This window comes from Phenylobacterium immobile (ATCC 35973), assembly GCF_001375595.1.
Lineage (GTDB): Bacteria > Pseudomonadota > Alphaproteobacteria > Caulobacterales > Caulobacteraceae > Phenylobacterium > Phenylobacterium immobile.
In genome coordinates this window covers 88,609-106,135 of sequence record NZ_CVJQ01000001.1, presented here as the reverse complement: position 1 = coordinate 106,135, position 17,527 = coordinate 88,609, and the positions used below count along the sequence as shown (strand labels likewise).

18 protein-coding genes and 1 pseudogene are annotated in these 17,527 nt (G+C 68.0%); 7 read left to right on the top strand and 12 right to left on the bottom strand.

Annotated features, from left to right (window positions below; genetic code table 11):
• Nucleotides 1–39 precede the first annotated feature (39 nt).
• Nucleotides 40–504, top strand: a complete 465-nt coding sequence (locus BN1313_RS00490; protein ID WP_091735064.1) for a DUF2141 domain-containing protein — start codon at nucleotides 40–42, stop codon at nucleotides 502–504.
• On the opposite strand, the gene BN1313_RS00485 is transcribed toward BN1313_RS00490, so the two are convergent.
• Entirely contained in the window at nucleotides 501–1,379 is an 879-nt protein-coding gene (locus BN1313_RS00485; protein ID WP_091735061.1) for a metallophosphoesterase family protein, read from the bottom strand. The genes BN1313_RS00490 and BN1313_RS00485 overlap by 4 nt on opposite strands.
• A gap of 79 nt (nucleotides 1,380–1,458) precedes the next feature.
• On the opposite strand from BN1313_RS00485, the gene BN1313_RS00480 reads away from it, so the two are divergent.
• Genes BN1313_RS00480 through BN1313_RS00470 form a run of 3 tightly spaced genes read left to right on the top strand, consistent with a single transcriptional unit; the run spans nucleotide 1,459 to nucleotide 4,384 of the window.
• Nucleotides 1,459–2,592 carry a CDP-alcohol phosphatidyltransferase family protein gene (locus BN1313_RS00480; protein WP_091742028.1) on the top strand — a complete coding sequence of 378 codons (1,134 nt, stop codon included), beginning with the start codon at nucleotides 1,459–1,461 and terminating at the stop codon, nucleotides 2,590–2,592.
• Nucleotides 2,592–3,485 (top strand): diacylglycerol/lipid kinase family protein, encoded by an 894-nt coding sequence (locus tag BN1313_RS00475; protein WP_091735058.1) that lies wholly within the window; start codon nucleotides 2,592–2,594, stop codon nucleotides 3,483–3,485. The genes BN1313_RS00480 and BN1313_RS00475 overlap by 1 nt, the downstream gene beginning before the upstream one ends.
• Complete coding sequence (locus BN1313_RS00470) at nucleotides 3,482–4,384, top strand: hypothetical protein (protein ID WP_091735055.1); 903 nt, start codon at nucleotides 3,482–3,484, stop codon at nucleotides 4,382–4,384. Before BN1313_RS00475 ends, BN1313_RS00470 begins: the two co-directional genes overlap by 4 nt.
• A 4-nt stretch (nucleotides 4,385–4,388) precedes the next feature.
• Here BN1313_RS00470 and spt read toward each other — a convergent pair whose 3' ends face one another.
• The 9 genes and pseudogenes from spt to BN1313_RS00425 form a co-directional block, all read right to left on the bottom strand.
• Nucleotides 4,389–5,606, bottom strand: coding sequence for a serine palmitoyltransferase (gene spt / locus BN1313_RS00465; protein ID WP_091735053.1), 1,218 nt, complete (start codon nucleotides 5,604–5,606; stop codon nucleotides 4,389–4,391).
• A gap of 3 nt (nucleotides 5,607–5,609) precedes the next feature.
• On the bottom strand, nucleotides 5,610–5,861 hold the full coding sequence (locus BN1313_RS00460) for an acyl carrier protein (RefSeq protein ID WP_091735050.1): 252 nt from the start codon (nucleotides 5,859–5,861) through the stop codon (nucleotides 5,610–5,612).
• Nucleotides 5,862–5,941: 80 nt separating this feature from the next.
• Nucleotides 5,942–6,880: an NAD-dependent epimerase/dehydratase family protein gene (locus BN1313_RS00455; RefSeq protein ID WP_245620039.1), complete on the bottom strand. Its 939-nt coding sequence runs from the start codon at nucleotides 6,878–6,880 to the stop codon at nucleotides 5,942–5,944.
• A pseudogene (locus tag BN1313_RS00450) lies at nucleotides 6,877–8,443 on the bottom strand (fatty acyl-AMP ligase). The gene BN1313_RS00455 and the pseudogene BN1313_RS00450 overlap by 4 nt, the downstream one beginning before the upstream one ends.
• Nucleotides 8,440–9,834 carry a lipopolysaccharide biosynthesis protein gene (locus BN1313_RS00445; RefSeq protein WP_176695850.1) on the bottom strand — a complete coding sequence of 465 codons (1,395 nt, stop codon included), beginning with the start codon at nucleotides 9,832–9,834 and terminating at the stop codon, nucleotides 8,440–8,442. Before BN1313_RS00445 ends, BN1313_RS00450 begins: the two are co-directional and overlap by 4 nt.
• A 77-nt stretch (nucleotides 9,835–9,911) precedes the next feature.
• Entirely contained in the window at nucleotides 9,912–10,505 is a 594-nt protein-coding gene (lptC, locus tag BN1313_RS00440; RefSeq protein WP_091735047.1) for an LPS export ABC transporter periplasmic protein LptC, read from the bottom strand.
• Nucleotides 10,506–10,655: 150 nt separating this feature from the next.
• Nucleotides 10,656–11,045 (bottom strand): PRC-barrel domain-containing protein, encoded by a 390-nt coding sequence (locus BN1313_RS00435; RefSeq protein WP_091735044.1) that lies wholly within the window; start codon nucleotides 11,043–11,045, stop codon nucleotides 10,656–10,658.
• 107 nt (nucleotides 11,046–11,152) lie between these two features.
• The gene (locus BN1313_RS00430; protein WP_091735041.1) at nucleotides 11,153–11,377 is read right to left on the bottom strand and encodes a hypothetical protein; all 225 of its coding nucleotides are present in this window, start codon (nucleotides 11,375–11,377) and stop codon (nucleotides 11,153–11,155) included.
• 110 nt (nucleotides 11,378–11,487) lie between these two features.
• Nucleotides 11,488–11,970, bottom strand: coding sequence for an OmpA family protein (locus BN1313_RS00425; RefSeq protein WP_091735038.1), 483 nt, complete (start codon nucleotides 11,968–11,970; stop codon nucleotides 11,488–11,490).
• A gap of 149 nt (nucleotides 11,971–12,119) precedes the next feature.
• Here BN1313_RS00425 and BN1313_RS00420 point away from each other — a divergent pair, with 149 nt between their 5' ends.
• From BN1313_RS00420 to BN1313_RS00410, 3 genes are all read left to right on the top strand, one after another.
• On the top strand, nucleotides 12,120–13,799 hold the full coding sequence (locus tag BN1313_RS00420; RefSeq protein ID WP_091735035.1) for a lysine--tRNA ligase: 1,680 nt from the start codon (nucleotides 12,120–12,122) through the stop codon (nucleotides 13,797–13,799).
• Nucleotides 13,800–13,892: 93 nt separating this feature from the next.
• A complete protein-coding gene (locus tag BN1313_RS00415; protein ID WP_091735031.1) occupies nucleotides 13,893–15,680 on the top strand; it encodes an acyl-CoA dehydrogenase C-terminal domain-containing protein in 1,788 nt (595 codons plus the stop codon).
• Entirely contained in the window at nucleotides 15,680–16,147 is a 468-nt protein-coding gene (locus tag BN1313_RS00410; protein WP_091735028.1) for an OsmC family protein, read from the top strand. Before BN1313_RS00415 ends, BN1313_RS00410 begins: the two co-directional genes overlap by 1 nt.
• Here BN1313_RS00410 and BN1313_RS00405 read toward each other — a convergent pair.
• Together BN1313_RS00405 and cysK are read right to left on the bottom strand one after the other, a co-directional pair.
• On the bottom strand, nucleotides 16,122–16,529 hold the full coding sequence (locus tag BN1313_RS00405; protein WP_091735026.1) for a very short patch repair endonuclease: 408 nt from the start codon (nucleotides 16,527–16,529) through the stop codon (nucleotides 16,122–16,124). The genes BN1313_RS00410 and BN1313_RS00405 overlap by 26 nt on opposite strands.
• The gene (cysK, locus tag BN1313_RS00400; protein WP_091735023.1) at nucleotides 16,529–17,518 is read right to left on the bottom strand and encodes a cysteine synthase A; all 990 of its coding nucleotides are present in this window, start codon (nucleotides 17,516–17,518) and stop codon (nucleotides 16,529–16,531) included. Before cysK ends, BN1313_RS00405 begins: the two co-directional genes overlap by 1 nt.
• Nucleotides 17,519–17,527 lie beyond the last annotated feature (9 nt).

Below are 17,527 nucleotides of genomic sequence, written 5' to 3'. Positions count from 1 at the left end.
CGGATTCAGCGAGCGATTTGGAGAGGTCCGTTTAGCCCTGTGAGACGTCCAAGCATAGCGTGTCTCGTCGTCGCCGCCGTCCTGGCCGGCGCCACCGCCGCCTCGGCGGGCGAATGCCTCGGCCAACCCACCCAGCATAAGCTCACGGTCCATGTTTCCGGCGTGCGTCAGGCCCGGGGATTGATGGCGGTGACGCTCTACCCCGATATTCCGGGCCGCTTTTTGGCGCCGAAGGGCAAGCTGGCGCGGGCGCGCCCGGCGGCGACCGCCCCGACCAGTACGACATGCTTTTGGCTGCCTGCCGCGGGCGGCTACGCGGTGGCGGTCTATCACGACGCCAACGGCGACCGGGATTTCAATCGCACCCTCGTCGGCCTGCCGATCGAAGGATACGGCTTTTCAAACGATGCGCCGACCAGGACGGGCTTGCCGGCCTTCAAGCAGGCGCGCTTCCAGGCTGCATCGAGCGACACCGTCATCCGCATTCGGATACGCTACCCCTAGGGCGGCGGCAGCCGGTAGCGGCCAAGTTCGCTCAGTGGCTCACCCTGCCTATCGAAGCCGCGGGCGGTCACGGTGATCGCGTGGTTCGCGGCGATCTCCAGCAAATGCCAGCGGGCGGAGGCGTGGCGATGGCCCGGGGCTGTGGACGCCGAGGGAACGCCCAGCACCGGCACAGGGCCGGCTGGCCCGGTGATCTTGCCGACCAGAGCCTCATGGGCATGGCCGTGAAGGACGAGCTCAGCGCCCGCCTCGCGGACGATGTCGCGCAACCGGCCGGCGTCGACCAGACGCTTTCTGCGCGAGACAGCGCCTTCTGTGGGTGGATGATGCAGGAGGATCAGGCGGAACAGGCCCTCGCGTCCGAGGTCCCTGAGGATCGTCTCAAGCTCTATCCGCTGCTCGTCGCCCAGTTCGCCGGTGGCCAGATGCGGCGCCGTCGGCACGGCGGAGCGTAGGTTGACGATGGCGACGGCGCCGCGCCGCCGCACATGGGGGAAATCGCCGCTCGTGTCGTCGCCGAACCAGGGGCGCAGCGCCGCCAGTCGTTGCGGGTGCCCCGGCTTCACGAGGGCGTCGTGGTTTCCGGGGCTTAAGGTGATGCGGCTCGGATCGCCCAGGTTCGCCAACCAGGCCTGCGCCTGGGCGGCCTCGGCGTCGGACGCGAAGTTCATCAGGTCGCCGGTGATGGCCAGGTGATCGGGCGCCTGGTCGGCGACGTCGGCGAGGAGGGCGGCGAGGACGGCCGGGTCGTGCTGCTTGTGCTTGCGTCGCCAGGCGACGGCGCTCAAGGCGCGCTTGTTGAAGAGGTCGCGCAGGGCCAAAGCGCCCCTGGGCGGCGGAAGGTGCGGATCCGACAGGTGGCCGAGGCGAAACAAATTCTAAGGGCTTCCGTGCTTATGGCCAGATTACGCCGGCTCAGCGTAGAAGGCCTACGCACTATCAGGGGTGTATGACTTGACCAACGGCTTGCAGCGCGCGACCGCCGGTGTTGTGGTGGGCGAATCCGACGTCCGGGTGTGGGGACAGACCTCCACCGCCCGCCTGGAGCGCACGTTCGGCCGCCAGAACCTGAAGATCGCGCGACTCGAAACCCTGGCGCCCGACGAGATCGTCGTCCTTGTTCATGCCGGCTGGGTGCTGGACGAGGCCCTCGTCCGCAGTCTCGCCGAGCAGCCCGGCGCGGTCCTCGCTGACGCCGCTGGCCGTCTGGTCGCGGCCTGTCTGCGCGGCGATGATGCGCCCGCCGCCGCCGCCGCGCTGGAGGCGGGCCGTACGCCGGCGGGCGGTGGCTATCCGGCTCAGGTCATGGACGCCGTCGCACTGATCGGCGCCTATAACGACGCCCTTCGCAAGCGCGAGCCGCCGGTGTTGGAGCCCCTTGGGGCCGACAACGTCCGCTCTGTGGAGAAACGCTTGTTCCAGGGCTCCTACAAGGGCGTCACCGACCTGGTGACCAAATATGTCTGGCCGACACCGGCGCGGATCGTCACCCGCTGGTGCGCCCAGATCGGCATGACGCCGAACCAGGTGACGACGCTCGGCTTCGTGCTGATGCTGCTGGCGCTCTGGGCCTTCTGGCGCGGGGAATACGGCTGGGGCCTGGTCGCGGCCTGGATCATGACTTTCCTCGACACCGTCGACGGCAAGCTGGCGCGGGTGACGTTGACGTCGTCTGCCTGGGGCAATGTCTTCGACCACGGTATTGACCTCATCCATCCGCCCTTCTGGTGGGTCGCCTGGGTGGTGGGTCTTGCGGCGGTGGACCTGCCGCTCGATCACCCTGAGCCGGTGCTTTGGGTGATCGTCGGCGGCTATGTGGTCCAGCGCCTGATCGAAGGCGTCTTCATCCGCTACTTCAAGATGCACATCCACATGTGGCGACCTTTCGATAGCTTCTTCCGGCTGATCACCGCGCGCCGCAACCCGAACCTCCTCCTGCTCACCCTATCCTGCCTGATTGGCAGGCCCGACATGGGCATCATTGCGGTGGCGATCTGGACGGCGGCCAGCCTGGCGGTCCACTTCGCGCAACTGGCCCAGGCGGCCATGGCGCCGCGAGGTTCGCTCGTTTCCTGGCTGGCGCGCTGATGCGGATCGGCGTGATCCGCAATCCCCAGGCCCACGGCAATCGCGGCAAGACCGCCGAAACGCCGCCGGACCTGTTGTACGGTGAGCCGACCCCGGCCGAGCTGCGCGGCGAACTGGAGCGGTTTCAGCGCGGCCAGGTCGACCTTCTGGTCATCGATGGCGGCGACGGAACGGTGCGCGATGTCCTGAGCGTCCTGCCGGAGGGCTTTCGGCCGCTGATCAGCGTCTTGCCGTCGGGCAAGACCAATATCCTGGCCTTCGATCTGGGCATCCGCGCCTCCTGGACCCTGGCGGCGGTCAAGGCGGCCGCGGCGCGGGAAGGCCACCGGATCCGCCACCGCACCGCCCTGACGGTCCATCGCGGCGCCGAGCCGGCGCTGACCGGCTTTTTCTTCGGCGTCGCCGGCCTCGTCCACGCCATGGATCTGGCGCACGGCCTGCACCGGGTGAAGGTCGTCAACAACACCTCCGTTGGGCTCACCCTGCTGGGCTCGCTGGCCGAGTTTTTCTTTGGGGGCAAGGACACGGTCTGGCGCCGCGGTTTCCCCCTGCGGCTGGGCGTCGACGGCGCCGCGCCCACCGAGGGCAGGCGGCTGATCACCATCGCCACGACCCTTCATCGCTTTCCCTTCGCCATGCGCCCCTTCGGACCGGCGCGGCCGGGGCTGAAGCTGCTGGACGTCGATGCCCCGCCGAAGAGCCTGGGTCGCGCCTTGCTCAAGGTTCTTTGGGGTGGCGGCGACAGCTGGCTTCGACGACACGGCTATCGCCGCGGTGAGGCGCGCGCCCTGCGGTTCAGCCTCGACAGTTCGTTCATGATGGACGGTGAGATCTATCCGGGCGGCGAGATCGAGGTGCGCGAGGGCGAGCGTTTGCGGTTCCTCACCCCATGACCGCGCTTGCGGAAGCGGTTCGTGACGAGCTTGCCCGGCCCGCGCCCGCGTTCGCCCAGTCCTTCGCCGAGGCGCTGGCCGCCGAGACGCCCGACGCCGCGGCGGTGCTGTTCTATGGTTCGGTCCTGCGAAGCGGCGACCGCGAAGGCGTTCTCGACTTCTATGTGCTGACCGCGAGTCCGCCGAAGCGCCTCGTCAGCCGCTGGCTGTGGCCTGATGTCGGCTATCGGGAGTGGAACGATGGCGAAGGTCGTCTGCGGGCCAAGGTCGCCGTCATGAGTCTGGCGCAATTCGCCCACGCCGCCGGCGGCCAGGGGCTGGATACGACGATCTGGACCCGCTTCGTCCAACCCAGCGTCCTGGCCTGGAGCCGCGACGCCGCAGCCGCAGCCGCCGTGCATAGCGCCGCTGAGCAGGCCGCCCGGACCGCCGCCCGCTTCGCCGCGGCTCTTGGTCCCCGCTGCGCGCCGCCGCTGGATTATTGGACGGCGCTTTTCCGGCAGACCTATGCGGCGGAGTTCCGCGTGGAGCCCGGCGGCCGTGAGCAGGCGATCCTCGCTGTCGATCCCGACCGCTACGCCCGGCGCATCACCCAGGCGTGGACGGCCGATGGCCTGGCGTTCGATCAGGCGGAAGGCCAGTTGGCCCCGCGTCCGTCCGATCGCGCCGCCGTGCTGCGCGCCTGGCGCAGGCGCCGCACGTTCGGCCGGCCGCTGAACATCGCTCGCCTGATCAAGGCGGCATTCACCTTCGAGGGCGCCGCGCGCTACGCCGTGTGGAAGATCGAGCGCCACACCGGTGTCGCCTTGCCGCTGACGCCCTGGACCGAACGCCATCCGGTGCTGGCTGCACCGGCCATGATGCTGAAGCTGTGGCGCGCCCGGCGGGGGCGCCCCTAAAATCCTAGGCCGAGGCGCGCTGGCGCGGCGTATCGAGCAGGCCGAACGCCTGGCCGACTTCGCTGAACACCGCGATCACCCGGTCGATCTGCTCGTCCGAGTGGGCGGCGCTGACGCTGGAGCGCAGCAGGGGCTTGGCATCCGGCGTCGCCGGCGGAAGAGCCAGGTTCAGATAGACCCCGGCGTCCAGCAGCGCCTTCCAGATCGCGATCGCCCGCGGTTGGTCGGGCACGGTCACGGCGACGATCGGGCTGCATTCCGGACCGACGGTGAAGCCCAGACCCTTCAGGCCCTCGTACAGGCGCTTTGCGTTGGCCGTCAGCTTGTGGCGCAGCTCCGGCCGAGCCTCGATGACCTCGAGCGCCTTCAGGGTCGAGGCGACCACGGCCGGCGGCAGCGAGGCGGTGAACATGTAGGGGCGGCAAACCACCCGCATCACGTCGAAGTCCTCCATGTCGGAGACGCAGAAGCCGCCGATGGCGCCCAGGCTCTTGGAGAAGGTGCCGACGATGATGTCGACGTCTTCCTCGACGCCGGCGGCCTCGGCCAGCCCGCGGCCCTTTTCACCGAGCACGCCCAGGGAATGGGCCTCATCGACTAGCAGGTAGGAGCCGGTTTCTTTCTTCACCGCGGCGAATTCCTTCAGCGGCGCGGTGTCTCCCAGCATCGAATAGACGCCCTCGGCGACGATCAGGCGGTTGCCCGGTTGGCCCTTCAGGCGCTGCAGGCGCTTGTAGAGGTCGTCAGGGTCGTTGTGTCGGAAGCGAATGACCTCGGCGTGGCCAAGCCGCGAGCCGTCATACAGGCTGGCGTGGCTGTCGGCGTCGAGCAGTAGGTGGTCGCCGCGACCGACCAGGGTCGACAATAGGCCGAGGTTCGCCTGGTAGCCCGTGGTGAAGGTCATGGCGCTGGAGCGACCGTAGAAGCGGGCGATCGCGCGCTCCAACTCCAGGTGGTCGCCGAAGCTGCCGTTGGCGATGCGCGAGCCGGTGGTGCCGGTGCCGTGGGCGTGCAGGGCCGTGCTCGACGCCTCGATGCACGACTCGTCGAAAGTCAGGCCCAGATAGTTGTTGGTGCCCAGCAGGATCGTGCGCTGGCCGTTGACGATCCCCTCCGTGGGCGAGGTGACGCCTTCGAAACGGACGTTGAACGGATCTGCGCCGGCCGCGCGGATCGACTGATAGGCGTCCGCATAGGTCTTGTGCTTGTCGAGGAGACCCATGGTCTACGCCTTCGCCCGGAGTTCATTGACGAGATTCGCCAGATCGCCGACGGTTTCGACGTCTGCGAGCCGATCGAGGGGGATCGACAGTTCGAACACGTCCTCAAGGTCCATGACGATGTTCATCAAAGTGAGAGAATCGACGCCTAAGTCTCGACCGATATCAGATTCTGCGCTGACTTCGAGCGGGCGCTGCATCACCGCGCTGGCCGTCTTGCCAATCTGGCGGACGGTAAGGTCGGTGACCGACTCCATCTGCACTATCCCCATTTAACCCGACTCCAAACCGTCGACGCCGCCTTGGGCGGTCGTCGCAGACATCTCAACTAATGCGATCAAAGCCAACCGTGCGACCGATACCAATCGATCGTATGCCTGAAACCAGGCAGAAGGTCGAATTCAGGGGCGGGCTTCTGCGCCGCCTGCTCGCTTGTCGGGATCCCCCAATCCAAGAACGTCAACTCGTTGACCTTGCCGAATGTAAGCAACGGCGGGCCTTTACGCCAGTGGCGCGCAAGGCCGTCGGCCCACGCCATGGCGTAAAGCGCGCAGTGGGGCAACCGCATCACAGGGGGATGACGGCCGCAGGCCTCGGCCGCCGCCATCATAAGTTGTTTCCAACTGTAACCCTCCGGGCGGCCGTCGCTGAGCGCAAACACGCCAGGCGCCCGTGCGCCGACAAGCGCTGCAATTTGTCGAGCGGCGTCCCGGACATGGACGACGGCGACCCTTGCGGAGGGGTTCAGGACCGGCAGGATCGGGCTTTTCAGGGCCGCATGGAAGAGCCGCAGGGTTTCCCGGTCGCCAGGGCCATAGATCGCTGGCGGTCGGGCGACGGTCAGCCGCTCAGGCCCGAGCGCCTTCAGGGCGGCGGTCTCACCGGCGCGTTTGCTGGCCGCGTAGGGCGAGAGTTCGGGCGCGCGCGCGGCGAGGCTTGAGACGAGAACCATGTGGCCGGCGACAAATGTCGCCAGGCGAGCGGTCGCCTCGACATTGACCTTGCGGAAGTCCTCGTCTGAACCCGCGATCAGACCCGCGTTGTGGACGACCACGTCGGCGCCGGCGCACAGCCGCGCCAGGGCGACCGGGTCAGAGAGGTCGCCGAAGACGATCTCGGGGGTGATGTCCTTCCAGAACGCGCTGACCGGATCGCGACGCACCAGCAGCCGGATGCGCCAGCCCTCCTCGGCCAGGGCGCGGACGAGGTGCTGGCCAAGAAAGCCGGTCGCACCGGTGACCGCGACCAGGCCGCGCGTCACGGCCGGCGCGCTCAAGCCCGCTCACCCTCCCCGGCATAGGCGCCGGCGAGATAGTTCGCCTTAGCCTTCGAGCGGCTGAGCTTGCCAGATGAGGTCTGCGGCAGGCCGTGGACGCCAACGAGCTGGATCACGGCTTCGACGCTGTGGCGCTGGCGCAGGACCCGGTCGATCTCGCCCACCAGCGCGGCGCGCGCCTCGGGGTCGTTGAGGCGGGCCTGGATGAGGACGACCACCTGTTCTTCGGCGTCGCCGGGGACCGGCACCGAAAAGGCGGCGGCGTCACCGCTTCGGATCGCGTCGATCTCGGCCTCACAGGTCCATTCGAGGTCCTGCGGCCAGATGTTGCGGCCATTGATGATGATCAGGTCCTTGGCGCGGCCGGTCAGCACGATCTCGCCGTCGACGATGAAACCGATGTCGCCGGTGTCCAGCCAACCGTCGTCCGCCAGCACCCGGGCGGTCTCTTCGGGCTGATTGAAATACTCGCGCATCAGGCTGGGACCCCGCGCGTAGACGCGCCCCACGGCCCGTTCGGGCAGGATTTCGCCGTCAGAGCCCCTGACCTCAAGCTCATGCCTCGGCAGCGCCGGGCCACAGCGCGAAAAGGCCCGGCTCGCCGTTGTCATAGGTCCGGCCGCCACGGCGAGGCTGTCGCGCTCCAGACGATCGAGGTCGAGGGTCTCGTAGACCAGCCCGCCCTGAAGAGGGGCCATACTGAGGCCAAGCGTCGCCTCGGCCATGCCGTAGCTGGTCACAAACGCCTTGGGATCGAACCCCGCCGAGGCGAACCGTTCGGCGAACTCGAGCAACGGCGCGATGCGGACCATGTCGCCGCCGAGGCCGGCGATGCGCCAGCTGGACAGGTCCAGGCCTTCGACGCCGCGCTCCGCGCGCCGCGCGCAGAGCTCGTAACCGAAGGTTGGGCTGTAGGAGATGGTCGCCTGGTTGCGGCCAATGAGATCCAGCCACAGGAGCGGCCGGCGCACGAAAGCCCCCGTTGGCAGCAAATCCACCGACATCTGGCAGGCCAGGGGACTTAGCAGGAAACCGACCAGGCCCATGTCGTGATAGAGCGGCAGCCAGGAAATCGCTCGGTCTTTCGGGGTCACCTGCAGGCCGCCGCGGGTCGTCGCGAGGGCGTTCGCCATCAAAGCGCGGTGAGTGCAGAGCACGCCGGTCGGAAAGCGCGTGCTGCCCGAAGAGAACTGGAGATAGCAGGGCGAGTCCGGCGATCTGGGCGACATAGGCCTCGCGGCCGCCCAGGGGCGCGGGCAGGGGCAGGGGCGCCGGGATGAGGCCGGCGTACTGGCAGGCGAAGAAGGCGCGGACGAAGTCGCCATCTGTCTCGGCGATCAGGCCCACGGAGGCCCCGGGGGCGAGGCCCGCGGCGAGCAGCCGGCCCGCCAGCGCCTGGGCCTGCTCACGCAGGTCGGCGTAGGACAGCGCCTCGGCCACGTCGCCGCGCATGGAATGGATCGTCAGGCCGGTGACCCCCGTCGCCGCATAGTCGAGCGCGTCGAGGAGGGTGTCGAAGTCAGCGAGCCGGACGGCGCGGTCGGCGGCGGTGGGTAAGATCATTGCGGCCCGCCCTTGGCCCGGACCGGGGCGGTCACGCAAGCCATTTTCTCAATCTCAATTTCGTCGGCGATGCTCATCGCCGCCAGAGGCGCCGCCAGGGGACATGAGGCGTCGGGCGCCGGTCCCTTGCGACGCTGCAGCATGAAGAACATGCCGATCGCCAGCGCCGCCATCGCCACCACCAGGCCCGCGCCCGCGCCGGTCGGGCCGAAGGCCTTGACCAACCAGGGCAAGGCCGCGAGCAAGGCTGCGGCCACGACAATGCGAACTTTCACCGCGTCGCCCGGCCGGCCGAGCGAGACGAGCATGGGCTCCAGCGGCAGGGCCCAGATCCCGATCACCGCGGCCGCGACCTGCCAGACCATGACGCCGGCGGCGTCGGCGAAGGCTGGTCCCATGACCAGCGTCAGGAGCGGCCGGCCAGCCACAGCGGTCGCGACCAGCAGCACGGTGCCGACGCCGCCGCCCAGCACGCCGACCTGCAGCGCCAGCTTGCGCATGGCGCGCTCGCCCTCTGTGACCCGCAGCCGGGCGAGCTCCGGATAAAGGGCCGGCACCAGAAGCTTCGCCGGCTTGCCCAGGGCGTCGGCGACTTGGCGGCCGATCCGCCACAGAGCGGCTGGCGCTGGGCCCACCAGGGCGCCGACCACCAGAGTGATGGCGTGGGTGAAGGCGACGTCCAGGCTGGAGGCGGCGTTGGTCGCCCAGGCGAAGCGCCAGGCGCCAGGCAGGCCGCGGGTCATCGGTCCCGCCAGGCGGAAGCCGGTGGTCAGGCCGCGGCGCCGCATTTCGCGCAAGGAAACCCAAGCGAGGTAGAGAAAGGCGATGGCTGTTCCGGCCGCCCAGATCAATAGAAAGGCGGTCAGGCTGGGCGCCAGGGCCCAGGCCGCCAGACTTCCCGCTAGCCGCACGCCCGACTGTATCGGCGCCTGGGCTGTCATGAAGTCAAAGCGGTTGAACAGGCGCAGCAGGCCGATTGGGGTCGCCGGGACCATGAGGGCGATGGACAGGCAATAGAAGGCTGCGGCGGGGCTATCGGCCGAAGTCCAGCCCAGTTGGGCGCCGAAGATCAGCGCCGCGGCGATCGCGATGGCGATCCCGCCGAAACTGCTTAAGACATCCAGGAACAGCGTGAAGCGGACAACCTGCTGAAACCCGGGTGTGTCACCGCGTTCGAGCGCGTCGGCCCCATAGTGCAGGACAGTCTGCCAGGAGTTGAACTTGACCACTTCGCCGACCAGCTGGGCGAAGGCGTTGATCAGCACGAGAACGCCGACGCTGCGGACATCCAAGGCGCGCGCGGCGACCGCCAGGTAGCTTAGGCTGAGGACGGCGTTGCCAATCCGGCCGCCCAGCATGACACCGGTGTTGGCGAGGACACGTCCGAGCAACGGGTGTCCACGGCTCGCGAAGCGTCTCGCCGTCGCCCCCGGCGCTTGCTGAATAGCGTCCTCGCCGCTGTGGGCCGTCATTCCGGATTGATGCGGGCGCGAACCCCGCCCTTCATGATGACCCGGTCGCCACGGTCGACGACATCGTAGTCGCCTGCCTGGATCTCGCCAGCCGTCCCGGCCCCACGCAGCGTTCGGCCGCTGACGGCGCCTGTGCGGGTGTTGATGACAGCGTCCTGGGCCACGAATCGATCGCCGTTGGAGCGTTCGCCGCGGACGTCCCCGGTCATGGTCAGGGTCATCTGGTCTTCGCGGAAGACTCCGGCCTTTGACTCCGTGCGCGAGGTGCGCCCGCCGGGCTGACCAATGACCACTGTGGGCTGGTCGAGATTGATCGTAGCGGGGTTGGCGGCGTCACGCGCGCCAGACTGCGCGGTGACTACATAGCGGCTGCCGTCCTTGCCCAGGCCGGTGAACGACGGCTTGACCATCCGCACCCCGGTTTCAGCTGGCGCGGCCCGCGTCGTGAAGCCGACCACCGCGCGCCAGACAACCTGTCCGGCGACCGCCAGCAGCACGGCCGCCGCGATGAGCGGCAAGCCGAGGCGCAGGCGGCGCACCGTGGTCAGCCGCCGTTGGCGGATATCGATTGCGCTTCGGGCCTCGGCCACGTCTCAAAGCTCCCGCAGGGCGCGCGGTCGCGCCCGGCCTGACTATAGGCCGGGCCTCGCACCTTCGCACCCTGTGAGCAAGCGTCGCCAGAACTCCGGCGGTCGCGAAGCTGGCCGACTGTGGCCCTCGGGCCAGGGCCGGCAGGTGCCCTAGGCCGGCCAATAGGGCTGGGCCATCCAGTACTTGAAGACTTCGTCGCGCCACAGCAGGTCGTCTTGCGAGCGTTGGTCGAGCTTCAGAGACGGCGCGTCTTTCAGGCGGACTTCGTCGATCACATAGCCGCCAACTTCCGTGTCGTAGTCGAGCATCGACCAGGGAATGGGATAGAGGTCGCCGCCCAGGCCCATGAAGGCGCCGAAGCTCGCAGTGACGCAGCGCACCTGCCCGCTGGCCTTGTCGATCATCAGGTCCTCGACCTTGCCGATCTTCTCGCCCTGTTTGTTGTAGACGGTGGTGCCTTCGACGCGGTTGGCTGTGATGGTCGCGTGACCGGTGACGGCGGATTGCGGCGTGGAGCCGGGTTGATCAGGGGTGATCATCGAAATTCTCCTCGTCCGACCCGCCCGACGGCGGGTTTCAGCGAACGGAGACTCAAATTCCTAGGAAGCTTGAGCGTTCCCGGTGCGGACCCTGCTGCGGCGTCGCTTCAGACGGTTTCCTCGGCCGCACAGACAAAGCGTCCGGCTAGCGACCCATCGCGCAGGAAGACCCGCACTTCGGTGGATCGACCGCTCTGGGCGTAGCGGTCGGCGAGCGCGCGCGCAGCGTTCTCAGCCTCCTTGCCACTGAGGAACATCATGCCGTGGGAAAGTGTGTCGCCCTCGACGGACCAACCGTTCTGGGCGGCGCGAATGGAGATCAGATGGCTCATCGCTGTTCTCCCTAAATTTGCCGGGTCCGCATCGATAGTGCGGCCTCGTGTCGGGGCTATGACGATGTCCGCCCCATTGCCGCCAATTGAGGAACGAAAAGAGCCCGTCGTCACCAGCCTTGGCCTTCGCCGCGGATCACAAGCACGTCACTCGCGGCAGGCTGCGCGCTCGCGGCTGCTTCGGCCTCGACAATGCGCGCCGGCTGGACGCCGCCCGCCACAAGATAGGCGCTGATCGCCGATCGCCGCTGGCGCGTCAGGTTGGCCTGGTCGGCCTCGGAGCCGCGGCGGTCGGCGATCGCCTCGATGCGGGCGGTCATTGTCGTGCGGCAGGTCAGCCAATGACGGGCCTCGTCAAGGCGCAGCTTGGCGGTCTCTGAAAGTTCCGCGGTCTGGAATCCAAAGGTCGCGACTATTAGGGGTGTCTCGGTGATGTCGGCGCAGGCGGCGGCCTTGGCGTCACGCGCGGCCCGGGCGTCCAGCACCGCCTGGCTGGGCGCTGGCTTGAGGCGCGGCGTCATGCAGCCGTTCAGGAACAGCGCCGCCGCAAGACCAGCGGCCAGGATCGCGCCTGATTTGAACAAGCTTTGCAATCATCCCTCCCTGACGACCCCGCTCCAACGGAGAGCTCGGCCGTTCGATCCTCATTGGCGATCCTTCTAGGGCGAAATTACGCCCAGGTGAAACGGGCGGCGCTACTGAGGGCTTGAGCCCGTCGCCCCTGCGCGCGATAGAGCCCGCCATGCTCACCGGCCTTTCCTCCGTCGCCCGCGAGGCCAAGACCTGGCCCTTCGAACAGGCGCGGCTCCTGCTCGCCCGCACGCTTCGCCTGCGCCTGACCGACGCCGAGCGCGATCTCGCCGCCAATCTCATTGCTGAAGGCAAGGCCGCCGAGGCGGTCGCCACCCTGCCGGCGCTGCGCGAGCCGATCGTCTTCCAGTGCGGCTTCGGCGCCTCGGGCCTCCCGCACATGGGCACCTTCGGCGAGGCGGCGCGCCCGACCATGGTGCGCACGGCGTTCCGCGCCCTGACCGACGATGCGATCCCGACCAAATTGATCGTCTTCTCCGACGACATGGACGGCCTGCGGAAGGTTCCCGATAACGTCCCCAACCGCGAAATGCTGCTGGAGGACATCGACAAGCCCGTCACCAGCGTGCGCGATCCCTTCGGCGAATATCCAAGCTTCGGCGCCCATAACAACGCCCGCCTGCGCGCCTTCCTCGACGGCTTCGGCTTCGACTACGAGTTCATGTCCTCGACTGAAACCTACAAGTCCGGCCGCTTCGACGACGTGCTGCTGATGGTGCTGGCGCGCTTCGACGCCATACAGGCGGTGATGCTGCCGACGCTGGGCGAAGAGCGCCGCGCCACCTATTCGCCGTTCTTGCCGATCAGCCCCAAGACCGGCAAGGTTCTGCAGGTCCCGACGCTCGAGCGAAATGTCGCGAAGGGCACGATCGTCTTCCGCGATCAGGACGACGAACTCACCGAGGTTCCGGTCACCGGCGGTCATGTGAAGCTGCAATGGCGCCCCGACTGGGCGGCGCGCTGGACAGCTTTGAAGGTCGATTTCGAGGCCTCGGGTAAGGATCTGGTGGACTCCGTCCGGGTCTCCAACAAGCTGGCGCGCGTCCTGGGCGCCGAGCCGCCGGAGGCCTTCCATTTCGAGCTCTTCATGGACGAGAACAACCAGAAGATCTCCAAGTCCAAGGGCAATGGCCTGACCATGGAGGAGTGGCTGCGCTACGGCGCGCCCGAGAGCCTCGTTTACTACATGTACCAGTCGCCCAAGTCGGCGAAGCGGCTCTATTTCGACGTTATCCCCAAGGCGACGGACGAATATCTGCAACAACTCGACGCCTATAACCGCGGACGTCCAGGTTCGAGGGACGGCGGCAATGCGCCGGCGATCGACAACCCAGCCTGGCATGTGCACACGGGAAACCCGCCCGAACGCGGCTCGCCGGTCTCTTTCAGCCTGCTGCTGAACCTGGTGTCGGCAGCTGACGCCTCGACCGCCGATATCCTTTGGGGGTTCCTGGCGCGCTATATCCCCGGCGCCAGCCCCGAAACCGAGCCGATGCTCGACAAGCTCGTTGGCTACGCGATCAACTACTACGAAGACTTCGTGAAGCCCGCGAAGCGCTTCCGGAACCCTGACGATCGCGAGCGGGCCGCGATGTCCGATCTGGTCGCCCGCCTGCAAGCCTTGCCCGCCGACGCCGACGCTGAGCTCATCCAGAATGAAGTCTTCGAGGCCGGTAAGGTCGGGGGGTTCGAGCCGCTCCGGTCCTGGTTCAGCGCCCTCTACGAAGTCCTGCTCGGCCAGTCACAGGGGCCGCGCTTCGGCTCCTTCGCCGCCATCTTCGGCGTCCAGCGGACCATCGCCCTGATCGAAGGCGCGCTCGCCCGGGCTTAATAGGCTTGCGCTCGCGGGTGAACCGCGCGGAACATGGAGGCATCGGGCGCGCTCAAGCTTGAGCCAGAACCCGGCGACTTAGGGACTTCCTCCATGGCCTACCAAGCTCCCGTCAAGGACTACGCTTTTCTCTTCCGCGACGTGTTGAAGATCGAGCGCTACGCCAACCTTCCGGCTTTCGCCGAAGCGCAGATCGACACCGTCGATCAGATTCTCGAGGAGGCCGGCCGCTTCTGCGACGAGGTGCTCGCCCCGCTCAACACCGTCGGCGACAAGGAAGGCTGCCGGCTGAACGCCGCGGGGGACGTGACGACGCCGACCGGCTTCAAGGCGGCTTACAGGCAGTTGATCGACGCCGGCTGGCCGCTGCTGTCGGCCGAGGCCGAGTTCGGCGGCCAGGCCCTGCCCAAGGTCATCAACCTGGCGTTCTCGGAGATGAGCTCCGGCGCCAACATGGCCTTCGCCATGTATCCTGGCCTGACGCACGGCGCCTATTCGGCGATCCTCAACGGCGGCTCGCCCGAGCAGAAGCAACTCTACCTTCCCAAGCTCGCCGCCGGCCAATGGACCGGCACCATGAACCTGACGGAACCGCACGCCGGCACCGACCTGGGGCTCTTGCGCACCAAGGCGGTCAAGCAGGGCGACGGTAGCTACAAGATCACCGGCCAGAAGATCTTCATCTCCGCCGGCGAGCATGACCTCGCCGAGAACATCATCCACCTGGTGCTGGCCCGCGCGGAAGGCGCACCGGAAGGCGTGCGCGGCATCAGCCTGTTCATCGTGCCGAAGTTCATTCCCGACGCGGCCGGCGATCCGGGCGCGCGCAACGGCGTTTCCTGCGTCGCGCTGGAAGAGAAGATGGGCATCCACGGCAACGCCACCTGCGTGCTCGCCCACGACGAGGCGACCGGCTGGCTGGTGGGCGAGGAGAACCGCGGGCTCGCCCTGATGTTCGTCATGATGAACGAGGCGCGCATCGGCGTCGCGGTCCAAGGCCTGGCCCAGGGCGAGGCCGCCTATCAGGCCGCCGCGGCCTACGCCAGGGACCGGCTGCAGGGACGCTCGGTCTCTGGGCCTAAGAACCCGGACGGTCCGGCCGACCCGATTATCGTCCATCCCGACGTGCGTCGCCTATTGCTTGATGCGCGCGCGACCATGGAGGGGGGCCGCGCCTTCCTGATGTGGACCGGCCTGCAGGCCGATGTCGGCCGCGCCTCCGACGATCCGGCCGCCAGGGAGCGCGGCGAGGATTTCATGGCCCTGCTGACGCCGGTTCTGAAGGGCTACCTTACCGATCGCGGCTTCCAGGCCTGTTCCGACGCCCTGCAAGTGCACGGCGGCGCGGGCTACACCGAAGCCTTCCCCGCCAGCCAGTACCTGCGCGACGCCCGGATCGCCATGATCTACGAGGGCACGAACGGCGTTCAGGCGCTGGATCTGGTCGGCCGCAAGCTGGCGCAGAACGGCGGCCGGGCGCTCCGGGCCTTCCTGGCCGAACTGGAGGCCTATTCCGCGGCCCACCAGGACTCCGAGAGCCTGAAGCCTTTCGTCGAAGGTCTCGACAAGGTCCGTGCGCGCCTGCAGGAGGCGACGATGTGGCTGATGCAGAACGGCCTGGCCAATCCGGACGAAGCTGCCGCGGCCTCGACCGACTACATGCACCTGATGGGCCTGACGGGCCTGGCCTACGCCTGGGCGATGATGGCGCAGGCCGCGCAGGCCCGCATCGACGCTGGCGACGACGACCCCTTCTATGCGACCAAGCTTGACGTCGGACGCTACTTCCTGGCGCGCGTCCTGCCGGAAAGCGGCGCGCACCTGGCCAAGCTGAAGGCAGGCGCGGCCACCCTGATGGCGCTCAAACCGGAAGCCTTCTGATGGCCCTGCATCGCGCCCGGATCGCCTGGAGCCTGGGCGACGGCGAAGATTTCGCCAAGGGCCGCTACAGCCGTGGCCACAGCGTCACCTTCGAGGGCGGTCACGCCGCGCCAGGCACCGCCTCGGCCCATGTCGTCGGCGCCCAGTGGGCGGTGGCCGGATCGGTGGATCCCGAAGAGATGCTGGTCGCCTCGATATCGACCTGCCACATGCTGAGCTTCCTGCACGTGGCGCGGCTCGCGGGCCTGGTGGTGACCTCCTACGCCGACGAGGCGGAAGGCGTGCTCGAGCCCAACAACCAGGGGCGGCTGGCGCTTACCCGCGTGACCTTGCATCCCGCCATCGCCTACGACGGCGCAGAACTCGACGCGGCGTCGATCGACCACCTGCACCATCGCGCCCACGAGGAATGCTTCATCGCGAACTCGGTGAAGACCGAGGTCACTGTGGCGCCAGCAGCGCTCTAAGCCGCGCGTCCAGCCCGCCTTTCAGCTCGCATTCCCAAACGACCTCTGCTCGCCAGCCCCGCTCGGCGAGGGCCGCCAAGTTGCGCGCGTCGCGGGCCTGGTTGCGGCCGATCTTGGCGATCCAGTAGTCGGCGTTGGCCTTCGGGACCCGTGCGCCGCGGACGCAGTCGTGCCCGTGCCAGAAGCAGCCGTGGACGAAGATCGTCAGCTTGCGCCCCGGCATTACGATATCGGGGGAGCCTGGCAGATCCTTGCGGTGCAGGCGGTAGCGGGCGCCGAGCGCGGTGAGCGCCCGGCGGACCGTCATCTCGGGCCCGGTGTCCTTGGCCCGGACCCGGCGCATGACCGCCGAGCGCTTCTCCGGGCCAAAGACGTCCGTCATTAGAGGCCGTCGAAGAGCGCCGTCGAAAGGTAGCGTTCGGCGAAGCTCGGGATGATCACGACGATCAGCTTGCCGGCCATGTCGTCGCGCGAGGCGTAATCGAAGGCCGCCGTGAGCGCCGCGCCCGACGAGATGCCGACGGGGATGCCCTCGTCCTTGGCCACCCGCCGCGCCATGGCGAAGGCGTCGTCGTTCGAAACCTGTAGGATGTCGTCGATAATCCCGCGGTCCAGGATCGCCGGGACGAAGCCCGCCCCCACGCCCTGGATCTTGTGCGGGCCGGGCGCGCCGCCCGACAGCACCGGCGAGGCCGCCGGCTCGACGGCGACCATCCGCACCGAAGGCTTGCGCGCCTTAAGCACCTGGCCGACGCCGCTGATCGTGCCGCCGGTGCCGACGCCGGAGATCACCGCGTCCACGCGCCCTTGGGTGTCGTTCCAGATTTCCTCTGCGGTCGAGACGCGGTGGACCAAAGGGTTGGCGGCGTTTTCGAACTGTTGCGGCATCACGGCGCCTGGGGTCGCCTCGACGATCTCGCGGGCGCGGGCGACGGCGCCGGCCATGCCGCGCTCGGGCGGAGTAAGCTCCAGCTTGGCGCCGAGCAGCAGCAGCATCTTGCGGCGTTCGATGGACATGCTCTCAGGCATCACCAGGGTGATCTTGTAGCCCTTGGCGGCGGCCACGAAAGCCAGCGCGATGCCGGTATTGCCGCTGGTCGGCTCGACGATCACGCCGCCCGGCTTCAGCACGCCCTGGGCCTCAAGATACTCGATCATGGCGACGCCGATGCGATCCTTCACCGAGCCGATCGGATTGAAGAACTCAAGCTTTGCGACCACCTCGCCCTTCGGTTTGAAAGCCTCTGTCAGGCGCGGCAGGCGCACCAGGGGGGTGTCGCCGATGGTGTCGACGATCGAATCATAGATTTTGCCGCGGCCGGCGCGCGTCAGGCGAGCGGCGTCGTAGGCATGGTCGGGGGTGGAATCCATAGGGGCGCA